The organism is Reyranella sp., from assembly GCF_965228225.1.
Lineage (GTDB): Bacteria > Pseudomonadota > Alphaproteobacteria > Reyranellales > Reyranellaceae > Reyranella.
Genome location: NZ_OZ245801.1, coordinates 917861 through 935051, shown reverse-complemented (window position 1 = coordinate 935051; position 17191 = coordinate 917861). Strand labels below are relative to the sequence as shown.

General features: G+C 67.5%; 18 protein-coding genes. 14 read left to right on the top strand and 4 right to left on the bottom strand.

What is annotated here, in order from left to right:
* Positions 1–3: 3 nt before the first annotated feature.
* Complete coding sequence (gene fabI, locus ACO07K_RS04530) at positions 4–783, top strand: enoyl-ACP reductase FabI (RefSeq protein WP_422034705.1); 780 nt, start codon at positions 4–6, stop codon at positions 781–783.
* Positions 784–793: 10 nt separating this feature from the next.
* Positions 794–1978 (top strand): acetate/propionate family kinase, encoded by a 1185-nt coding sequence (locus ACO07K_RS04525; RefSeq protein ID WP_422034704.1) that lies wholly within the window; start codon positions 794–796, stop codon positions 1976–1978.
* Positions 1979–1981: 3 nt separating this feature from the next.
* Here the strand turns inward: ACO07K_RS04525 and ACO07K_RS04520 are convergent, their stop codons facing one another.
* The gene (locus ACO07K_RS04520) at positions 1982–2464 is read right to left on the bottom strand and encodes a DUF3833 family protein (RefSeq protein WP_422034703.1); all 483 of its coding nucleotides are present in this window, start codon (positions 2462–2464) and stop codon (positions 1982–1984) included.
* A gap of 38 nt (positions 2465–2502) precedes the next feature.
* The gene (locus ACO07K_RS04515; RefSeq protein ID WP_422034702.1) at positions 2503–3372 is read right to left on the bottom strand and encodes a hypothetical protein; all 870 of its coding nucleotides are present in this window, start codon (positions 3370–3372) and stop codon (positions 2503–2505) included.
* A gap of 390 nt (positions 3373–3762) precedes the next feature.
* Here ACO07K_RS04515 and ACO07K_RS04510 point away from each other — a divergent pair, with 390 nt between their 5' ends.
* The 3 genes from ACO07K_RS04510 (at position 3763) to ACO07K_RS04500 (ending at position 5179) form a co-directional block, all read left to right on the top strand.
* Entirely contained in the window at positions 3763–4110 is a 348-nt protein-coding gene (locus tag ACO07K_RS04510) for a hypothetical protein (RefSeq protein WP_422034701.1), read from the top strand.
* A 35-nt stretch (positions 4111–4145) separates the two neighbouring features.
* A complete protein-coding gene (locus tag ACO07K_RS04505) occupies positions 4146–4724 on the top strand; it encodes a peroxidase-related enzyme (RefSeq protein WP_422034700.1) in 579 nt (192 codons plus the stop codon).
* A 143-nt stretch (positions 4725–4867) separates the two neighbouring features.
* Positions 4868–5179 carry a hypothetical protein gene (locus ACO07K_RS04500; RefSeq protein WP_422034699.1) on the top strand — a complete coding sequence of 104 codons (312 nt, stop codon included), beginning with the start codon at positions 4868–4870 and terminating at the stop codon, positions 5177–5179.
* A gap of 195 nt (positions 5180–5374) precedes the next feature.
* On the opposite strand, the gene ACO07K_RS04495 is transcribed toward ACO07K_RS04500, so the two are convergent.
* Positions 5375–6049 (bottom strand): nitroreductase, encoded by a 675-nt coding sequence (locus ACO07K_RS04495; RefSeq protein WP_422034698.1) that lies wholly within the window; start codon positions 6047–6049, stop codon positions 5375–5377.
* A 158-nt stretch (positions 6050–6207) separates the two neighbouring features.
* On the opposite strand from ACO07K_RS04495, the gene ACO07K_RS04490 reads away from it, so the two are divergent.
* On the top strand, positions 6208–6699 hold the full coding sequence (locus ACO07K_RS04490; RefSeq protein ID WP_422034697.1) for a hypothetical protein: 492 nt from the start codon (positions 6208–6210) through the stop codon (positions 6697–6699).
* A 6-nt stretch (positions 6700–6705) separates the two neighbouring features.
* On the opposite strand, the gene arsB is transcribed toward ACO07K_RS04490, so the two are convergent.
* Positions 6706–7749 (bottom strand): ACR3 family arsenite efflux transporter, encoded by a 1044-nt coding sequence (gene arsB, locus ACO07K_RS04485; RefSeq protein ID WP_422034696.1) that lies wholly within the window; start codon positions 7747–7749, stop codon positions 6706–6708.
* 97 nt (positions 7750–7846) lie between these two features.
* On the opposite strand from arsB, the gene ACO07K_RS04480 reads away from it, so the two are divergent.
* The 8 genes from ACO07K_RS04480 to ACO07K_RS04445 all read left to right on the top strand — a co-directional run bounded on the left by ACO07K_RS04480 (position 7847) and on the right by ACO07K_RS04445 (position 17079).
* A complete protein-coding gene (locus ACO07K_RS04480; RefSeq protein ID WP_422034695.1) occupies positions 7847–8695 on the top strand; it encodes a metalloregulator ArsR/SmtB family transcription factor in 849 nt (282 codons plus the stop codon).
* A 16-nt stretch (positions 8696–8711) separates the two neighbouring features.
* Positions 8712–9755: an ArsJ-associated glyceraldehyde-3-phosphate dehydrogenase gene (locus ACO07K_RS04475; protein ID WP_422034694.1), complete on the top strand. Its 1044-nt coding sequence runs from the start codon at positions 8712–8714 to the stop codon at positions 9753–9755.
* Positions 9755–10993, top strand: a complete 1239-nt coding sequence (gene arsJ / locus ACO07K_RS04470; protein WP_422034693.1) for an organoarsenical effux MFS transporter ArsJ — start codon at positions 9755–9757, stop codon at positions 10991–10993. Before ACO07K_RS04475 ends, arsJ begins: the two co-directional genes overlap by 1 nt.
* Before the next feature lie 100 nt (positions 10994–11093).
* A complete protein-coding gene (arsA, locus tag ACO07K_RS04465) occupies positions 11094–12863 on the top strand; it encodes an arsenical pump-driving ATPase (protein ID WP_422034691.1) in 1770 nt (589 codons plus the stop codon).
* A gap of 80 nt (positions 12864–12943) precedes the next feature.
* On the top strand, positions 12944–13264 hold the full coding sequence (locus ACO07K_RS04460) for an ArsR/SmtB family transcription factor (protein WP_422034690.1): 321 nt from the start codon (positions 12944–12946) through the stop codon (positions 13262–13264).
* 56 nt (positions 13265–13320) lie between these two features.
* The gene (locus ACO07K_RS04455) at positions 13321–14676 is read left to right on the top strand and encodes an FAD-dependent oxidoreductase (RefSeq protein ID WP_422034689.1); all 1356 of its coding nucleotides are present in this window, start codon (positions 13321–13323) and stop codon (positions 14674–14676) included.
* Positions 14676–15845: an MFS transporter gene (locus ACO07K_RS04450; RefSeq protein ID WP_422034688.1), complete on the top strand. Its 1170-nt coding sequence runs from the start codon at positions 14676–14678 to the stop codon at positions 15843–15845. Before ACO07K_RS04455 ends, ACO07K_RS04450 begins: the two co-directional genes overlap by 1 nt.
* Entirely contained in the window at positions 15835–17079 is a 1245-nt protein-coding gene (locus ACO07K_RS04445) for an MFS transporter (RefSeq protein ID WP_422034687.1), read from the top strand. The genes ACO07K_RS04450 and ACO07K_RS04445 overlap by 11 nt, the downstream gene beginning before the upstream one ends.
* The last annotated feature ends 112 nt before the right edge of the window (positions 17080–17191 follow it).

Here is a 17191-nt window from a genome sequence, read left to right as displayed (position 1 = left end):
CTCATGACCGAGCAGATCCGGCGCGTCCTGGCGGGCAAGAAGGCTTTGATCGTCGGCGTCGCCAACGACCAGTCCATAGCCTATGGCTGCGCCCGCGCCTTTCGCGAAGCCGGCGCCGATCTCGCCATCACCTGGCTGAACGAGAAGGCGCGGCCCCATGTCGAGCCCTTGGCAAGCGAGCTGGGCGCGGAGATAACCGGCCCGCTCGACGTGGCGGCGCCGGGCCAGCTGGAGGCGCTATTCGGGCAGATCGCCGACCGCTGGGGCCGGCTCGACATGCTGGTCCACTCCATCGCCTTCGCCCCGATGGCAGATCTTCAGGGCGGCCTGCTCGACTGCTCGGCCGAGGGCTTCGCCACGGCGATGGATATTTCCTGCCACTCCTTCATCCGCATGGCGCGCCTCGCGGCGCCGCTGATGAAGGACGGCGGCAGCATGTTCGCCATGAGCTATTACGGTGCCAACCGCGTCGTGCCGAACTATAATGTCATGGGACCGGTGAAGGCAGCCTTGGAGGCGTCCTGCCGCTACCTAGCATACGAGCTCGGGCCGCGGCACATACGTGTCCATGCGATCTCACCCGGACCGCTCAAGACCCGTGCCGCCTCGGGCCTCAAGGACTTCGAGCTGCTCCTGAACGAAGCCGCGCAGAAGGCACCGCTGGGCGAGCTCGTGGACATCATGGATGTCGGCTACACCTGCGCCTACCTGGCCACGCCCTTCGCGCATCGCGTCACCGGCGGCACCGTCTATGTCGACGGCGGCGCCAGCATTGTCGCCTGAGGATGCCTCAATGACCGAGACCGGCTGCATTGCCGTCCTGAACGCCGGCTCCTCCAGCATCAAGTTCGCCCTGTACGATTCCAGTACCGACGGTGCCCTGCTCTATCGCGGACAGGTCGAGCGCATCGGCGTCGGTCCGCACCTCGAGGTGCGGGACGCCGCGGGCCAGACCGTGGCCGAGCGGAAATGGCAGGACGGCGCGCTCGACCATCACGGCGCGACGGCGGAGATCCTGGCGCAGGGCCAGGTGCTGCTCGCCGGCCACCCGCTCCTCGCCTTTGGCCATCGCGTCGTCCATGGCGGCACGAAGTTCGCGGCGCCGGTGCGCGTCGGCGGGGCGATCGTGGCCGAACTCGAAGCGCTGGTGCCGCTGGCGCCCTTGCACCAGCCGCACAACCTGGCGCCGATCGCGGCGATCCTGGACGCGGCGCCTCACCTGCCGCAAATCGCCTGCTTCGACACCGCGTTCCATCGGACCCAGCCGGTGCTCGCGCAGGAATTCGCCCTGCCGCGCGAGCTGACCGCGGACGGCGTGCGACGCTACGGCTTCCACGGCCTGTCCTACGATTTCGTGACGAAGCGCCTGCGCGCCACCCAGCCGGCGCTGGCGCAGGGTCGGCTGATCATCGCCCATCTCGGCAACGGCGCCAGCCTCTGCGCCACGAACGATGGACGCAGCGTCGCCAGCACGATGGGCTTCACCGCGCTGGACGGACTCATGATGGGAACGCGGGCCGGTACGCTCGATCCCGGCGTGCTGCTCTACCTCGCCCAGCAGCGCGGCATGAGCTTTGCGGAGATCGAGGATCTTCTCTATCGCAAATCGGGCCTGCTCGGCGTGTCGGGCATCTCCTCCGATATGCGCACCCTGCGCGCCTCCACCGAACCCGCGGCGCGCGAGGCGATAGACCTGTTCGTCTATCGCATCGTGCGCGAGATCGGCTCGCTCGCGGCTGCGCTGGGTGGCGTCGACGGTATCGTGTTCACTGCCGGCATCGGCGAAAACGATGCCGCCACCCGCGCCGAGATCGTCGCGGGCTGCCGATGGCTCGGCGTGACGCTCGACCCGGCGCGGAACCTTGCTGGCGAAGGGCGAATCAGCGCCAACGGTTCAGCTGTCTCTGCCTGGATCGTGCCGACCGACGAGGAACGCATGATCGCGCGCTACACGAGGGCGGCGCTGGCAGACGGCTGAGTGTCACAGCCGTCGATAGGTAGCGTGCAGGATGGAGAAGGGAATACCTGCGCGGCCGGCGCTGCCGCGTACCATCACCACCCGTTCGTCGATGCGGTAGAACCAGTCGTTGAAGTTCAGCACCATCGACTTGTCGTCGCCGCCGCTCTGCGGCGTGTCGCGCGTATAGCGCCAGTGGAACGCGCAGCCCGCCCGCTCGCCTTCGGCTTTTCCGTCGAGCCGCTGTTCCTCGCCGGCATAGCGCCCGGAGGCGAGCTTAGAGATCCTCCAGGTGAGCGTGTCCTGTCGCCCGTCATCGAAGGTCCAGGTCTCCACGAAGTGCAGGATACGAGCCGCTTCGTCCCACGTGCCACGCGCCTTCACGGTGAAGCGCTGCTGCAGGCCGCCGGTCACACGCTCGACCACGCCCCAGCCTTCGAGGTCGCCGGCGAGATAGGCTTCGGGAAGCAATTCCGGCGAGGTGCCGGCGAAATCGTCGATGTCCATCTGCGCCAACGAGGGAGCGCCACGGGCGTTCCCCGTATTCAGACTTTCACGCCGGATGTCCGCAGTTCCTGCATGAAATCGAATACCAGCTCGACCACCGTACCGGCTTCGAACGTCATCCCACGCAAGGTGGCCGTGGGGACGATCAGGCCATCGCGGCCGGCACGCCGGCACATGCCATGCCTCATCAACTTTGCGGCGTGCCGCCGAACCGTTTCGTAGGGAAGCCTCATCGAGTTCGAAATCGCCATCATGCTGACCGGCCGCCGATCGGAATCGGACAGCAGATCCTTATTGGCGCCGGGCACGGTGTTCGTGATGTGCTTCGTGTTGGCGGCTCGAATCGCGGTGAACACCAGTCCGCTCATGAGGTCACCCTTGAAGAAGCCACGCAGCGCTTTCAGGGCCGAAAGCAGAAGACGGATCGAGGCCGCGACGAAGACGGCCTGCTCCTTGCTCAGGGTACGCGACGTGGCGGACGAGCGGGGCGGTTTGTAGTGCCCGATCCTGATGCGCCTGAGTCCATCGAGCATGCGGACGGCCTCCAGACGGATCTTGCGCAACATGGCATTCGTACGCGCGCTCCGACGAAACGAGGGGGCAAGACATATGCCTCCATCCTCCGCGCGGCAGACGCGGCTTCGAACCAGCTTGTGCACTTGCCGCCGAACGGTCTCGAAGGGAATATCGAGCCGACGCGCCAACTCACGAATGCCGATTGCCCCGCTTGGGCCCGCGTTTCCGAGTGCCTCCGCCAGCATGGTCATGAGGATCATCCCGCCCAGTATGTCGTCATGCGCCTGGCCGATCACTTCGAAGCCGCGCAGGAAGAACTCGGTCGATATCCGGCCGATTGTGTAGACCTCGGGATGCGATGCCAGATCACCCGCGCGTCCGGACAGACTCATGGTTGAGGCCTCGACGTCACAGGCCGTTCGTTCGACATCCAGCCACCTCAACTGCCTCCCCGGCAGCCTGCATCGACAAACATCCCGCACTCCTATGGTGCCCCGGGCGATAATGAATTCCGCCTCGCCATCAACGACGGCATCGGTGGCGGTCCGCCAATATATCTGTCCACATTCGACGCCGCCTGCAATCCGACCACCTGGAACGAGTTCGGCGGCGGCAGCACGACGAAGGCGCCGGCCTCGACCGTGCCTGCCGCGCCCGCCGTCGCCCGAGGCCTCGAGGTAAACGGTCAGCCTCACCCGCCGAACTGTCAGGGCGCCAAGAAATCGCCATATCCTTGGACTTCTCTTACGCTTGTGCGTGATGGTTCAGCTTTGTGAGGCAGCGTGCGACTTCCGTCCAATATCCTCAAGCCGGTCCGCGGAAGCCTTGCGGCTCTCCTGTGCGTGCTTGCGCTCGGCGCCTGTGCCCGCGAGATCGGCCAGCCGATCGATGCCGGTGCGGTCGAGAAGCTGACGCCGGGCCAATCGACCTATGCCGACGTCGTACGCCAGTTCGGCAAGGCCGTTCGCGTGCGCGGCCATGGCAGCGGCACCGTGGCGCACTGGCACTATCTCAAGGATACGCCCGATGGCACGGAGTATGACAGCCTGAGGATCGTGTTCGACAAGGACGGGCGCATGATCCGCGTCGTCGAGTGGCTCGACAGCGGCGACGAAGAAGAGGAAAGCTGAGGCGCAAACACGTCTTGAGCTTTCCGGAGAACGACATGTCCGCCAAGGATCCCGCCATCAGCCGCTTTCCCGTGCCCGCCCTCGCCGACATGCCGGCCGACATCCGCGCGCGCATCGAGAAGGTGCAGGAGAAATCCGGCTTCATCCCCAACGTCTTCCTCGTGCTGGCGCATCGCCCAGAGGAATTCCGCGCCTTCTTCGCCTACCACGATGCGCTGATGGACAAGCCCGGCAACCTCAGCAAGGCCGAGCGCGAGATGATCGTCGTGGCGACCTCGAACCTCAACCAATGCCAGTATTGCGTGATCGCCCATGGCGCGATCCTGCGCATCCGCGCCAAGGATCCGCTGATCGCCGATCAGGTCGCGATCAACTACCGCAAGGCCGACATCTCGCCGCGCCAGAAGGCGATGCTCGACTTCGCGGTGAAGGTGAGCCAGTCCGCCCACCAGGTCGGCGACGACGATATCGAGACGCTGAAGAAGCACGGCTTCCATGAGGAAGACGTCTGGGACATCGCCGCCATCGCCGCCTTCTTCGGCCTGTCCAACCGCATGGCCAATGTCACCAGCATGCGCCCGAACCCCGAATTCTTTGCGATGGGCCGCGGCTGAGGCCTCAGGGGACCCAATCCCAGCACACGACTCCTCGCGGGGGCAATCGCAGAGTGCCCTTTGCCGCTTGAGCCGGCGCGCGCGCTGTGACCAAGTCACGGCGCGCGACGTCGCCCCCGACGCCGGCTACTACAGGACAATCAATGCGCATTTTTGGAACAGGCTTCCGCGTCGCCGCGGTGGTCCTCGCTCTGTCGGCCGGCCTGACGGTCACCGCGGCCGCCGACGATTTCATGGCCCAGTGCAAGACCGGCACGCCCGTGCCGGACGCCGACAAGATCTGCAAGTGCATGTCGGAGAAGATCACCGGGGCCGATCGCGCCGACGTGATCGGGGCGATGACCACGACCAATGCCGTGATGGCCAAGGGCGGCACCCCCTCTTCGCCGGAAATGACGCCCAAGGTCATGAAGGGCCTCGAGACCGCGATGACCGTCCAGGCGCAGTGTATGTAGCCGACGCAAGGGCCTGACGAGGCCCCGCGGGCGCGGCCCGTGCCGGGGGAGTGCCCGTGCCGGGGGAGCGCCCGACCGGCGAGCAACATCGACCGTCAACGGTCACCATGACAGACGAATCGGGACCCGCCGCCCCCGCTTCGTCTGTTTCGTTTATTTCGTTTGTTTCGTTTACTCGCCAGGATTCCGACTTTCTCAGTCGAACCCGACATAGCGGACGAACTCCTCGGCAGGCGTGCGCTCGGAGCGGACGGCGTTGGCCGGAAACGAGTCGTCGGGATAGCCAAGGGCAACGCAGGTCATGATCGCCTCGTCCTCGGGGATCTGCGCGACCTCGCGCACGATGTCGGAACGGGCGATACCCTGGCCGTTCACGACGGCGCCGATGCCGCGGTCCCAGGCCGCCAGCACGATGCCGTAGCACAGTGCGCCAAGGTCGAAATGACAGGTGGCGCCAGGATCGAGCACGCGGTCGTAGGTCAGCACCAGCGACACCGGCGCGTCGAACTGGCGGAAGCCGCGCAGCACCCAGTCCTGGCGCATCGCCTTGTCGTCGCGCGCGATCCCCATGGCGGCGAACAGCTGCTTGGCGACGCCGACCTGGCGCTCCCGATGGGCGCCCTCGTAGGGGCCATGGGTGAAGATGTCCCGCTTCGACGGCTTGCCCGCCACCATCTCCTCCATGTTGCGGCGACGCACCTCGTCGAGCGGCGCGCCGGTCAGGACATGGACATGCCAAGGCTGGCTGTTCATCGAAGACGGCGCGCGCTTGGCGTCCTCGATGATCTCGGCGATCACCGCCTTCGGCACCGGCCTGTCCTTGAAGCCGCGGGTGCTGCGGCGGCTGTGCACCAGTTCCTGGAAATCCATTGCTTCTCACGCTCCCTGTCGCGGGCGGAGGATAGCAGCCGTCGCGCAGCGGGAAACCGCGAGCGCGGCGCCGGTTCCGCTGTGAGCAACGTATCCCCTAGCGGGCAACACCGGAGCCCGCTAACGTCAAGCCGGAACGATGATCGGGACAACCTGTCATGGACTCTAAGCCGGTCGATGTCGTCCGACCTCTGCTGTTCCTGAGCGTCGCCCTCTATGCGGCATGCCTGACGCAAACCGCCTTCTGTCATTTCAACGACCGAATGACATGCGAATCGGCCCTCGCAGCCTTGTTGTTCGGGGCCCTCCTCTGGCCTGCCGAGATCAACACCGGCGGGGAATACGGCTTCTTCTCCTGGTGGGCCAACGTCCTGCTCTTCATGGGATGGGCGGCGCTCTGGTTCAGGAGAGCGCGTTGGGCGGGCCTGCTGTGCTGCGCCGCGAGTCTGGCGGTCGCGCCCTGGCACCTCCGGGTCGAGTTCCACTCGAACGGCTGGACAGGCGGTCGCATCGTAAGTCACGACTTGGGCTTCTGGTTGTGGTTGGGGAGCATGGGCGTCGCCCTCGTCGCGAGCCTCTTTCTCCCGCGCAGGAATGTGCTCCAGCCTGGGATGCAGCTGTTCTTTCCGTGGAAGCGCTCGAAGCCATAGCGTCCCTCAACGCCGACGCGACACCGCGGCGCCGGATTCGTACCAGCCCTTGCTGGCGTTCACGATCTTCACCACCGACAGCATGACCGGCACTTCGATGAGGACGCCGACCACGGTGGCCAGCGCGGCGCCCGAGGAGAAACCGAACAGGCTGATCGCGGCCGCCACGGCGAGTTCGAAGAAGTTGCTGGCGCCGATCAGCGCCGAGGGTGCGGCGATCCGATGGTCCTCGCCGGCCGCCCGGTTGAGGAGATAGGCGAGGCCGGAGTTGAAGTAGACCTGGATCAGGATCGGCACCGCCAGGAGCGCGATGATCAGCGGCTGTGCGATGATCTGCTCGCCTTGGAAGCCGAACAGCAGGACGAGCGTCGCCAGCAGCGCGAGCAGCGAGGCGGGCTGCAGACGCGCCAGCAGCCGGTCCAGGCCCGCCTGGCCGCCCTTTGCCAGCGCCGCACGGCGCACGAGCTGGGCCAGCACCACCGGCACGAGGATGTAGAGCACGACCGACAGCAGCAGCGTCGGCCACGGCACGACGATCGCCGAGAGACCCAGCAGCAGCCCGACGATGGGCGCGAAGGCCACCAGCATGATCGTGTCGTTCAGCGCCACCTGGGTCAGCGTGAAGTCGGGCTCGCCGTCCGACAGGTTGCTCCACACGAACACCATCGCGGTGCAGGGCGCGGCCGCCAGCAGGATGAGTCCGGCGATGTAGCTCTCGATCTGGTCGGCCGGCAGCCACGGCCTGAACAGATAGCCCACGAACAGCCAGCCCAGCAGGGCCATCGAGAACGGCTTGATCGCCCAGTTGATGAACAGGGTCACCCCGATGCCCCGCCAGTGCCGGCGCACCTCGGCCATGGCGGCGAAATCGACCTTGATCAGCATCGGGATGATCATCAGCCAGATCAGCGCAGCGACGGGCAGGTTGACGTGCGCCAACTCCGCCGTGCCGACGGCGTGGAACAGGGCGGGAAAGAAGTGCCCCAGCGCGATGCCGACGACGATGCACAGGGCGACCCACAGGGTCAGGTAACGCTCGAATAAGGACATCTGGGCCGTCTCCGGATCGATCTGCCACGGTTCGCCATCGACTCCTGACGGCCAACTGAGTAATACGTATGTCACATTTTTGGACTATTCGAGAACTATGGAATCGTCAGACGCCGCTGCCGGATTCAGCGCCCTTTCGCAGGAAACCCGCCTCAACCTGATGCGGCTTCTGGCGACCAGGGGCGCTTCCGGCATGGCGGCTGGCGAACTCGCCAGCGCCCTGGGGCAGGTGCCCTCGACGCTGTCGTTCCATCTGGCCGCTCTCGAACAGTCCGGCCTCGTCCAGTCCACCCGGCAGGGCCGCAACATCATCTACGCGGTCCGCTTCGCCGGTTTGCGCGCGCTCTTCAGCTTCCTGACGGAGACGTGCTGTGGCGGACGACCGGACCTCTGTGGCGACCTGGCGCGACTCCTGCCCGAGGATCAACCCGAGGTTCACATGACCCCCGCCTTCAACGTCCTGTTCCTGTGCACGCACAATTCCGCCCGATCGCTCATGGCCGAGGCGATCCTCGAGCAGGTGGGCAAGGGCAAGTTCAATGCCTACTCCGCCGGCTCCGATCCGGCGGCACAACCGATGCCGGAGGTGCTGGCCAAGCTTCGCGCCCTCGGTCACGAGGTCGAAGGCTTGCGCTGCAAGACGTGGGACGAGTTCACCGGACCGAGCGCCCCGCGCATGGATTTCGTCATCACCCTGTGCGACGTGCTGCAGGGCCAGCAGTGTCCCGACTTCGGCGAGCGGCCGGTCACCGGCGCCTGGCCGCTGCCCGATCCCGCCAAGTTCATGGGATCGGAGGTCGAGCGCGCCACGATGATCAACGAGCTCTACGGCATGATCCGCCGGCGCCTCGAGATCTTCGTCAACCTTCCCTATGCGTCGCTCGACCGGATGGCGCTCAAGAAGCGCCTCGACGAGATCGGCGACTCTGCAAAGGTACCGGCGTGAGCGGGCGGAGCGGACGATGAAGGTCGGAATCAACGGCATGGGGCGTATGGGGCGCCTCGCTCTGCGCGCCGCGTTCGGCGGCATACAGCGCCCGCTGGACGATCCGCGGCGCGACAATCGCCTCGAGGTCATCCACGTCAACGAGATCAAGGGCGGCGCGGCCGCGACCGCGCATCTCCTTGAGTTCGACAGCATGCATGGCCGCTGGCACACTTCCTTCGAGGTCGACGGCGAGCGCGGTCTGGCGGTCGGCGGCACCTATCTGGGCTTCAGCGCCGCCCCCTCGCCCGGAGAGGTCGCCTGGGGCGACCTCGGCTGCGAGCTGGTGCTCGAATGCACCGGCAAGTTCCTGAAGCCGGAGCAGCTGCAGGCCTATTTCGATCGCGGCGTGAAGAAGGTCATCGTGGCGGCGCCGGTCAAGGACGAGCGCGCGCTCAACCTCGTGCTGGGCGTCAACGAGCATCTCTACCAGCCGGCGCGTCATCACCTGCTGACGGCGGCCTCCTGCACCACCAACTGCCTGGCGCCCGTGGTCAAGGTCGTGCACGAATCGATCGGCATCCGGCACGGTCAGATCACGACCATCCATGCCCCGACCAACACCAACGTCGTCGTCGATGCGCCGCACAAGGACTTGCGCCGCGCACGCTCGGCCATGCTGTCGCTGCAGCCGACGACGACCGGCAGCGCCACGGCGATCACGGTCATCTACCCCGAACTCAAGGGCAAGCTGAACGGCCACGCCGTCCGCGCGCCGGTGCTCAACGCCAGCCTGACCGACTGCGTGTTCGAGCTGAATCGCTCCACCACGGAGGCCGAGGTCAACGCGCTCTTCCAGGAAGCGGCCAAAGGATCTCTGGCCGGCATCCTGGGTTACGAGACGCGGCCCCTGGTGTCGGCGGACTATTGCAACGACACGCGCAGCTCGATCGTCGATGCCCCCAGCACCATGGTGACCGACGGCACGCTGCTCAAGGTCTATGCTTGGTACGACAACGAGGTCGGCTATGTCTGCCGCATGGTCGATCTCGCCCGGATGGTGATCGAAGCAGGCGCCTGATGGGCACGAAGGCGCGCGACTACCTGATCGTCACCGGGTCGTACTGGGGCTTCACCCTGGTCGACGGCGCGCTGCGCATGCTCGTGCTGCTGCATTTCTTCGGGCTCGGCTACTCGCCGTTCACGCTCGCCTTCCTGTTCCTGCTCTACGAATTCGCCGGCATCGCAGCCAATCTCGCCGGCGGCTGGCTCGCGACACGCTTCGGCATCCCGCGCATGATGATGACCGGCCAGCTGCTGCAGATCACGAGCCTGTTCCTGCTCTCAGCGCTCGATCCGGCGTGGAGCCCCGTTCTCTCCGTTGCCTGGGTCGTCGTCGCGCAGGGCCTGGCCGGACTCGCCAAGGACTTCACCAAGACCGCCTCCAAGTCGGCCATCAAGGCGACGGCGGGCGACGGCGCGGGCCGTCTCTTCAAGTGGGTGGCGTGGTTCACCGGCTCGAAAAACGCGATGAAAGGCCTGGGCTTCTTCGTGGGCGGCCTGCTCCTCGAGGCGGTCGGGTTCCGCGCGGCGCTCTGGCTGATGGCGGCGCTGCTGCTCGTCGTCCTCCTCGCCGGATTGGCGCTGCTGCCGCGCGACCTGGGCAAGGCCAAGGCGTCGAAGACCATGCGCGAGCTGTTCGCCAAGTCGGCGGGCGTCAATCTTCTCGCCGCGGCGCGCGTCTTCATGTTCGGGGCTCGCGACGTCTGGTTCGTCGTCGGCCTGCCGGTGTTCCTCTACGCCTCGGGCTGGCGGTTCGTGGAGGTAGGTGCGTTCCTCGCCGCCTGGACCATCGCCTATGGCGGGCTGCAGGCCGTGGCGCCCGCCCTGGTGCCGCGCAGCGCCGACGGGCTCAGCCGCGAAGTGCCGGGCGCGCGCCTGTGGGCGGGCCTCCTGCTCGCCGTGCCGCTGGCGATCGCGCTCGCCTTGAACAGTGCGCTCGACCTGCGCCCCGATCTCGTCGTCGTGGTGGGACTGGCGATCTTCGCCTTGCCCTTCGCCGTAAACTCCTCGCTGCACTCGTACCTGATCCTGGCCTATGCGGGATCGGAGAAGGCAGCCGAGGACGTGGGCTTCTATTACGCCGCCAATGCCTGCGGGCGCCTCGCCGGCACGCTCCTCTCCGGCCTCTTCTACCAGTGGGGCGGCATCGGCTTCTGCCTCGGCGGCTCGGCGGCGATGCTGCTGGCCTGCTGGATCATCACCTTCCTGCTGCCGGCCCACCGGGGCGAAATCCGGACGGTCGGCCGCGCGGCCTGAGCCGGTCGAACAGGCGGCGGCCTTGCGCTGGCGCAAGGCGCGACAGGTGATCTTGTGTCTCCTTCACGACTCGCAGGGCGCCCCTGCCCGGAGTGAAGACATGTCAGCCAGTATCCCGCTCGGACTCCTCGCGGCGCCCACACGCCACCTGTTCTTCACGGGCAAGGGCGGTGTCGGGAAGACGACGCTCGCCTGCGCCACAGCCCTCGCGCTCGCCGATCGCGGGAGATCTGTTCTCCTGATCAGCACCGACCCGGCGTCGAATCTGGACGAGATGTTCGCCGCGACGCTGTCGAACGCGCCGCGGCCGGTGCCCGGCGCGCCCGGCCTGTCGGCGATGAATATCGATCCCGAGGCCGCGGCGGAAGCCTACCGGCAACGCGTCCTGGAACAGCTCGGGAAGGATGCCACGGATGCCGACCGCGCCGCCGTGCGCGAACAACTTTCCGGCGCCTGCACGACCGAGATCGCCGCCTTCGACGAGTTCGTCGGTTTGCTGGCCACCCGCGCCGAGGCGTTCGATCACGTCGTGTTCGATACCGCGCCCACCGGGCACACGCTGCGCCTGCTCAGCCTGCCCCGGGCCTGGACCGGGTTCCTGAAAGGGAACGACCGGGGCGCCTCGTGCCTCGGCCCGCATTCCGGCCTCAAGATGCAGGAGGAGCGCTTCCAGGCGGCGCTGGCCACCCTGGGCGACTTGGAGAGCACGACCATCGTGCTGGTCAGTCGCCCCGACCGCGGCGCCATGCGCGAGGCCGCGCGGACCAGCGCCGAGCTCAGGGCGTTGGGGCTCGCCAACCAGTACCTCGCGATCAACGGAGTCTTTGCGGCGACCGATCCCGGCGATGCGGTGGCGCAATCGATCGAGACGCTCGGCCGTCAGGTCCTCGACGACCTGCCCGAGTCCTTGCGACCGCTGCCGCAGGACCGGATCCCGCTGCGGTCCTTCGACATGGTCGGACTGGACGCGCTGCGACAGGTGCTGGGCGGCGAGCCGGAACGTCCCGTCGATGCCGTGGCGGGTGAGCCATCGGCGTCGCCCGCGATTCCCGGGCTGGGCCGGCTGGTCGACGAACTCGCATCGGCCGGCCGCGGGCTGATCATGGTCATGGGCAAGGGCGGCGTCGGTAAGACCACCATCGCCGCCGCGCTGGCGGTGGGCCTGCTGAAGCGTGGACACGGCGTTCACCTGAGCACCACCGATCCTGCCGCCCATGTCGCGTCGACGCTTGGCGCGACGATGGACGGCCTCCGGGTCGACCGTATCGATCCGCGCGAGGAAACGCAGCGCTACATCGCCAAGGTCATGGCTTCACGCGCGGCGGATCTCGACGAGGCGGGCCTCGCGTTGCTGCGTGAGGATCTGGCCTCACCCTGTACGGAAGAGGTCGCGGTCTTCCATGCCTTCTCGCGCATCGTGATGGAGGCCCGCAGCGCCTTCGTCGTGCTCGATACCGCGCCGACCGGCCACACGCTGCTGCTGATGGATGCCGCCGGCGCCTACCATCGCGAAATGACCCGGAACATCGGCACCCACGCCCAGGGCCGGGTCGTGACGCCGCTCATGCGGCTGCAGGATCCCGACTACTCGCGCATCATCCTGGTCTCCCTCCCGGAAACCACGCCGGTATCGGAGGCGGCCGCGCTGCAGGAGGATCTGCGTCGTGCGCATATCGAGCCGTATGCTTGGGTCATCAATCGAAGCCTGGTGGGAAGCGGCACGCACGATCCGCTGCTCGTCAGGCGTCTGAGCGGGGAGCGCGCGCAGATCGCGAGGGTGCAGCAGGGCCTGGCCCGACGCCTCTACATGCTGCCCTGGCAGGCGAGCCCGCCCGAAGGTCTCGCGGCGCTGGCCAGCCTGGTGACCTAACCGCCCGCTGCGAAACGCACGTATTTCTATATTTCTGGAAATTTGGTTGACTCCATCGAACGGCCACCTATCTTCGCCTCATGAAGCTCGACGATGCCGCCGCCCGACTGGAAGCGCTGGGCAATCCGACCCGCTTGAAGATCTATCGCGCCCTGGTGCGCGCCGGCGCCGACGGCATGCCGGTCGGCCGCCTCCAGGCCAAGCTCGACGTCGCGGCCTCGACCCTCTCTCACCACATCAAGTCGCTGGTGATCGTCGGCCTCGTCACCCAGGTGCGGGACGGCGCGACCTTGGTCTGCCACGCCAACTATGAGCTGATGCACGATCTCCTCGCCTTCCTGGCCGAGGAATGCTGCGCCGACGGCGTCCGCCCGGCCGCAGGGAAGACATGCGTTGCCTAGATGACGATTTTGTTGCGCCTCGTCTTTCCAATATTCTAGAAACATAGGAGACCAACATGCCCGATTCGATCACCCCTGCGAAGAAGACGGTCGCCGTGATCGGCGCCGGTCCCGTTGGCCTCGCCGCGGCGGCGCATCTGCTGGAACGAGGGCTGGAGCCCGTCGTGATCGAGGCCGGTCCCACGGTTGGACACGCGGTCCGCCAGTGGAGCCACGTGCAGACCTTCTCGCCCTGGGAATACAATATCGACAAGGCCGCCGACCGCCTGCTGACCGCCGCGGGATGGAACCGGCCGGCGCCCGACCACTATCCGACCGGTGCCGAGCTGGTGGCACAGTATCTCGAACCGCTGGCCACGCGCACGCCGCTCGCCGAACGCATCCGCACCAGCAGCCGCGTGACCGCCATCGGCCGCGCCGGCTTCGACAAGGTGAAGACCAAGGGCCGCGAGTCGGCGCCGTTCGAGATCCGCTACGAGAATGGCAAGGGCCCCGGGCAACTGACGGCGGACGCCGTCATCGACGCGAGCGGCACCTGGTTCTCGCCCAACCCCGCCGGCGCGAACGGGCTGCGAGCCATCGGCGAGACGAAGGCACAGGAGCACATCGCCTACGGCATGCCCGATGTGCTGGGCCGCGACCGCGCCCGCTATGCCGGCCGCAGCGTTGCGGTGCTCGGGGGCGGCCATTCGGCCGTCGGGACGCTGATCGATCTCGCCCGCCTCAAGGACCAAGACCCGGCAACGGAGATCGTCTGGCTGCTGCGGTCGACCGATCCGGGCAAGTCGTTCGGCGGCGGCGCGGCCGACCAGCTCGCGGTGCGCGGGGCGCTGGGTTCCGCCTTCGCCGCACTGGTCGCCAGCGGAAAGATCCGCAGCGAGACCGGCTTCGCGGTCGGCCATATCGGGCGCGATGGCGACCGGCTGCGCGTGGCGGCGGGCTCGGCCTGCTGCGGCCGCGCCGTGATCGTCGACGAGCTCGTGGTGTCGACCGGCTTCCGGCCCGCGCTTGATTTCCTGCGCGAGCTGCGGCTGTCGCTCGACCCCGCGCTGGAATGCCCGCCGATCCTGGCGCCGCTGATCGATCCAAACGAACATAGCTGCGGCTCCGTTCGGCCCCACGGCGCGCGTGAGCTGGCGCAGCCCGAGGCCGGCTTCTACTTCGCCGGCATGAAGTCCTACGGCCGTGCGCCCACCTTCCTGATGATGACGGGCTACGAGCAGGTCCGCTCGATCGCCGCCGAGCTGGCGGGCGACCATGACGCGGCCCGCAAGGTCGAGCTCGTGCTTCCGGAAACCGGGGTCTGCAACGGCCCGGCCGCCTCTGCCGCGCCTGCGGCGTCGGGATGCTGTTCGCCGGCCAAGGGGGCGCCCGCCGCCACCGCCTGCTGCGCCGGGCCCAAAGCCTCGTGATGGATCGCCGCAAACTTTCGACCATCATCGTCTTGGGGACGGCGCAGACGCTGGCCTGGGGCTCGACCTACTATCTGCCGGCGGTGCTGGCGGACGAGATGGCGCGCGACATCGGCATCACGACCAACCTGTTCTTCGGCACCTTCTCCGCGGCACTAATCATCTCCGCGATGATCGGGCCGAAGGTCGGGCGGATGATCGACCGGGCCGGCGGCAACGGCGTGCTGTCCGCGTCGAGCCTGCTGTTCGCGGCGGCGCTGGTGCTGCTGTCGCAGGCGCAATCGTTCGTGCCCTTCGCCATCGCCTGGACTCTCCTGGGCATCGGCATGGGGCTTGGCCTGTACGACGCCGCGTTCGGCGCGCTGGGACGGCTCTACGGAAAGGATGCACGCGGTGCGATCACCGGCATCACCCTGCTGGCGGGCTTTGCCAGCACCGTGGCCTGGCCGCTCACCGCCTGGGGCGCCGCCGCAATCGGCTGGCGCGAAACCTGCCTGCTGTGGGCCGCCGCGCATATCGTGATCGGCCTTCCCTGCAATTCCCTGCTGTTGCCGCGTCCGACCGATCTCGCCGCTACCCTGAAAGCGGTCGACGAGCCGGTGCCGTTCGATCGCACGATGGTGCTGCTGGCCATCGCCTTCTCGGGCGCGTGGATCGTCTCCTCGGGGATGGCGGCGCACTTCCCGCGCATCATGGAAGCCGCAGGCGCCACGCCGACGCAGGCCATCGCGGCCGGGGCCCTGATCGGCCCGGCGCAGGTGGCGGCGCGCATGCTCGAGGCCGGGCCGCTACGGCATCTGCATCCCCTGACCTCGGGCCGCCTCGCCACCACAACGCATCCCGTGGGCACTGTCCTTCTGCTCAGCCTGGGCGGCGGAATCGCGGCCAGCATCTTCGCGGTGCTGCACGGCATGGGCAACGGCGTGATCACCATCGCGCGCGGTACGGTGCCCCTCGCGCTCTACGGGCCCAAGAGCTATGGCTATCGCCTGGGGCTGCTGGGGGCGCCGTCGCGTTTCCTGTCGGCCGGCGCACCATTCGTCTTTGCGCTGCTGATCGACCGCCTGGGCGCCGGAGTCCTGATCATCTCCTCCGCCCTCTGCCTCACGGCCTTCGCGGCCCTCTGGATGATTCCCGTGCCGCAACCGACGGCGAGCCATGCCGACTGAGGGGCCGACCAAGACGATGAGCGGCGCGCGTCTGGTCGCGATCGTCTGCGCGGCCCAGATCTTCGTGCAGATCGGCGCCGGCTTCTGGCCCGCGCTGCTGCCGCAGATGATGCAGCGCTGGAGCCTGTCGAACAGCGAGGCCGGCTGGATCACGGCGATCTTCTTCGGCGCCTACATGTTAGCGGTGCCGGTGCTGGTCACGCTCACCGACCGGATCGACGGCAAGAAAGTCTATCTGTTCGGCGTCGCCTGCACGGTCGCCGGCCACCTGATGTTCGGCCTGTTCGCCGACGGCTTCTGGTCGGCCTTCTTCACCCGCGCGCTAGCCGGCATCGGCTGGGCCGGCACCTACATGACCGGCCTCAAGCTGCTGGCCGACCAGGTGGATTCCAAACTCATGTCGCGCGCCGTCACCGGCCATGCCGCCAGCATCGGCATCTCCGGCGCGGTCTCCTACCTGCTGGGCGACGTGCTGGCCGATCAATTCGGCTGGCGCTGGACCTTCGCCTTCGCCGCCCTCACCGCCGCGACTGCCTGGACGATGGTGGCGCTGTCGGTGCCCGCGAAGACGCCGGCGCCGCGCGTGAAGGCGCAGGGGGCTCTGTTCGACTTCCGGCCGGTCGTGCGCAACAGGTCGGCCTTCGCCTATTCCGTCGTCTACTGCGTCCACACCCTCGAAATGAGCGCGCTGCGCGGCTGGGGCGTGGCGTTCCTGGCCTTCGTCGCGGGCAGCACCGGCGTCACGGAGGGCACGCTCTCGCCCGCGCTGGTGGTCACGGTGATGGCGCTGCTCGGCACCTTCGCCAGCGTGCTGGGCAACGAGGCCTCGATCCGCTTCGGCCGCCGCCGCCTCGTCGCCACCGCGATGATCCTGTCGATCGGCTTCGCCGCGATCCTGGGCTTCGCCGGCTCGACCGGCTATTGGCTGGCGGTGTTCCTGGTAATCGCCTACGGCGTCGTCGTGTGGCTCGATTCCTCGTCGGTCACGGCGGGCGCGGCCGGCAACGCCGAGCCGGCGCGGCGCGGCGCGACCTTGGCGGTGCACTCGACCCTGGGCTATGCGGGCGGCTTCGTCGGCCCGCTGGTCGTCGGCTGGACACTCGACCTAGCGGGCGGCATGTCGCCGATGGCCTGGGGCCTCGCCTTCCTCGCCGTTGCCGTCCTCATGCTGGTCGCGCTCGCGGCTTTCCTGATCATGAGGCCCGCCAATCTGGCGGGCGAGCATGGCCGGTAGTGCACCCAGGTCGTTGACTCCCCGACCCACCTCTCGGTAGCATCTCTCCGCACACTGCAACCGGCGGCAGCGTTCGGGGGAGTCCATGAATCGGAGATCGTTCTTCGCGCTC

Coding starts and splice junctions, on each gene's coding strand:
- ACO07K_RS04455 (WP_422034689.1), top strand. CDS start 13,321: ATGCCCGATTCGATCACCCCTGCGAAGAAGACGGTCGCCGTGATCGGC.
- ACO07K_RS04505 (WP_422034700.1), top strand. CDS start 4,146: ATGTCCGCCAAGGATCCCGCCATCAGCCGCTTTCCCGTGCCCGCCCTC.
- ACO07K_RS04460 (WP_422034690.1), top strand. CDS start 12,944: ATGAAGCTCGACGATGCCGCCGCCCGACTGGAAGCGCTGGGCAATCCG.
- ACO07K_RS04475 (WP_422034694.1), top strand. CDS start 8,712: ATGAAGGTCGGAATCAACGGCATGGGGCGTATGGGGCGCCTCGCTCTG.
- fabI (WP_422034705.1), top strand. CDS start 4: ATGACCGAGCAGATCCGGCGCGTCCTGGCGGGCAAGAAGGCTTTGATC.
- ACO07K_RS04445 (WP_422034687.1), top strand. CDS start 15,835: ATGCCGACTGAGGGGCCGACCAAGACGATGAGCGGCGCGCGTCTGGTC.
- arsJ (WP_422034693.1), top strand. CDS start 9,755: ATGGGCACGAAGGCGCGCGACTACCTGATCGTCACCGGGTCGTACTGG.
- arsB (WP_422034696.1), bottom strand. CDS start 7,749: ATGTCCTTATTCGAGCGTTACCTGACCCTGTGGGTCGCCCTGTGCATC.
- ACO07K_RS04490 (WP_422034697.1), top strand. CDS start 6,208: ATGGACTCTAAGCCGGTCGATGTCGTCCGACCTCTGCTGTTCCTGAGC.
- ACO07K_RS04500 (WP_422034699.1), top strand. CDS start 4,868: ATGCGCATTTTTGGAACAGGCTTCCGCGTCGCCGCGGTGGTCCTCGCT.
- ACO07K_RS04520 (WP_422034703.1), bottom strand. CDS start 2,464: ATGGACATCGACGATTTCGCCGGCACCTCGCCGGAATTGCTTCCCGAA.
- ACO07K_RS04515 (WP_422034702.1), bottom strand. CDS start 3,372: ATGAGTCTGTCCGGACGCGCGGGTGATCTGGCATCGCATCCCGAGGTC.
- ACO07K_RS04525 (WP_422034704.1), top strand. CDS start 794: ATGACCGAGACCGGCTGCATTGCCGTCCTGAACGCCGGCTCCTCCAGC.
- ACO07K_RS04480 (WP_422034695.1), top strand. CDS start 7,847: ATGGAATCGTCAGACGCCGCTGCCGGATTCAGCGCCCTTTCGCAGGAA.
- ACO07K_RS04450 (WP_422034688.1), top strand. CDS start 14,676: ATGGATCGCCGCAAACTTTCGACCATCATCGTCTTGGGGACGGCGCAG.
- arsA (WP_422034691.1), top strand. CDS start 11,094: ATGTCAGCCAGTATCCCGCTCGGACTCCTCGCGGCGCCCACACGCCAC.
- ACO07K_RS04495 (WP_422034698.1), bottom strand. CDS start 6,049: ATGGATTTCCAGGAACTGGTGCACAGCCGCCGCAGCACCCGCGGCTTC.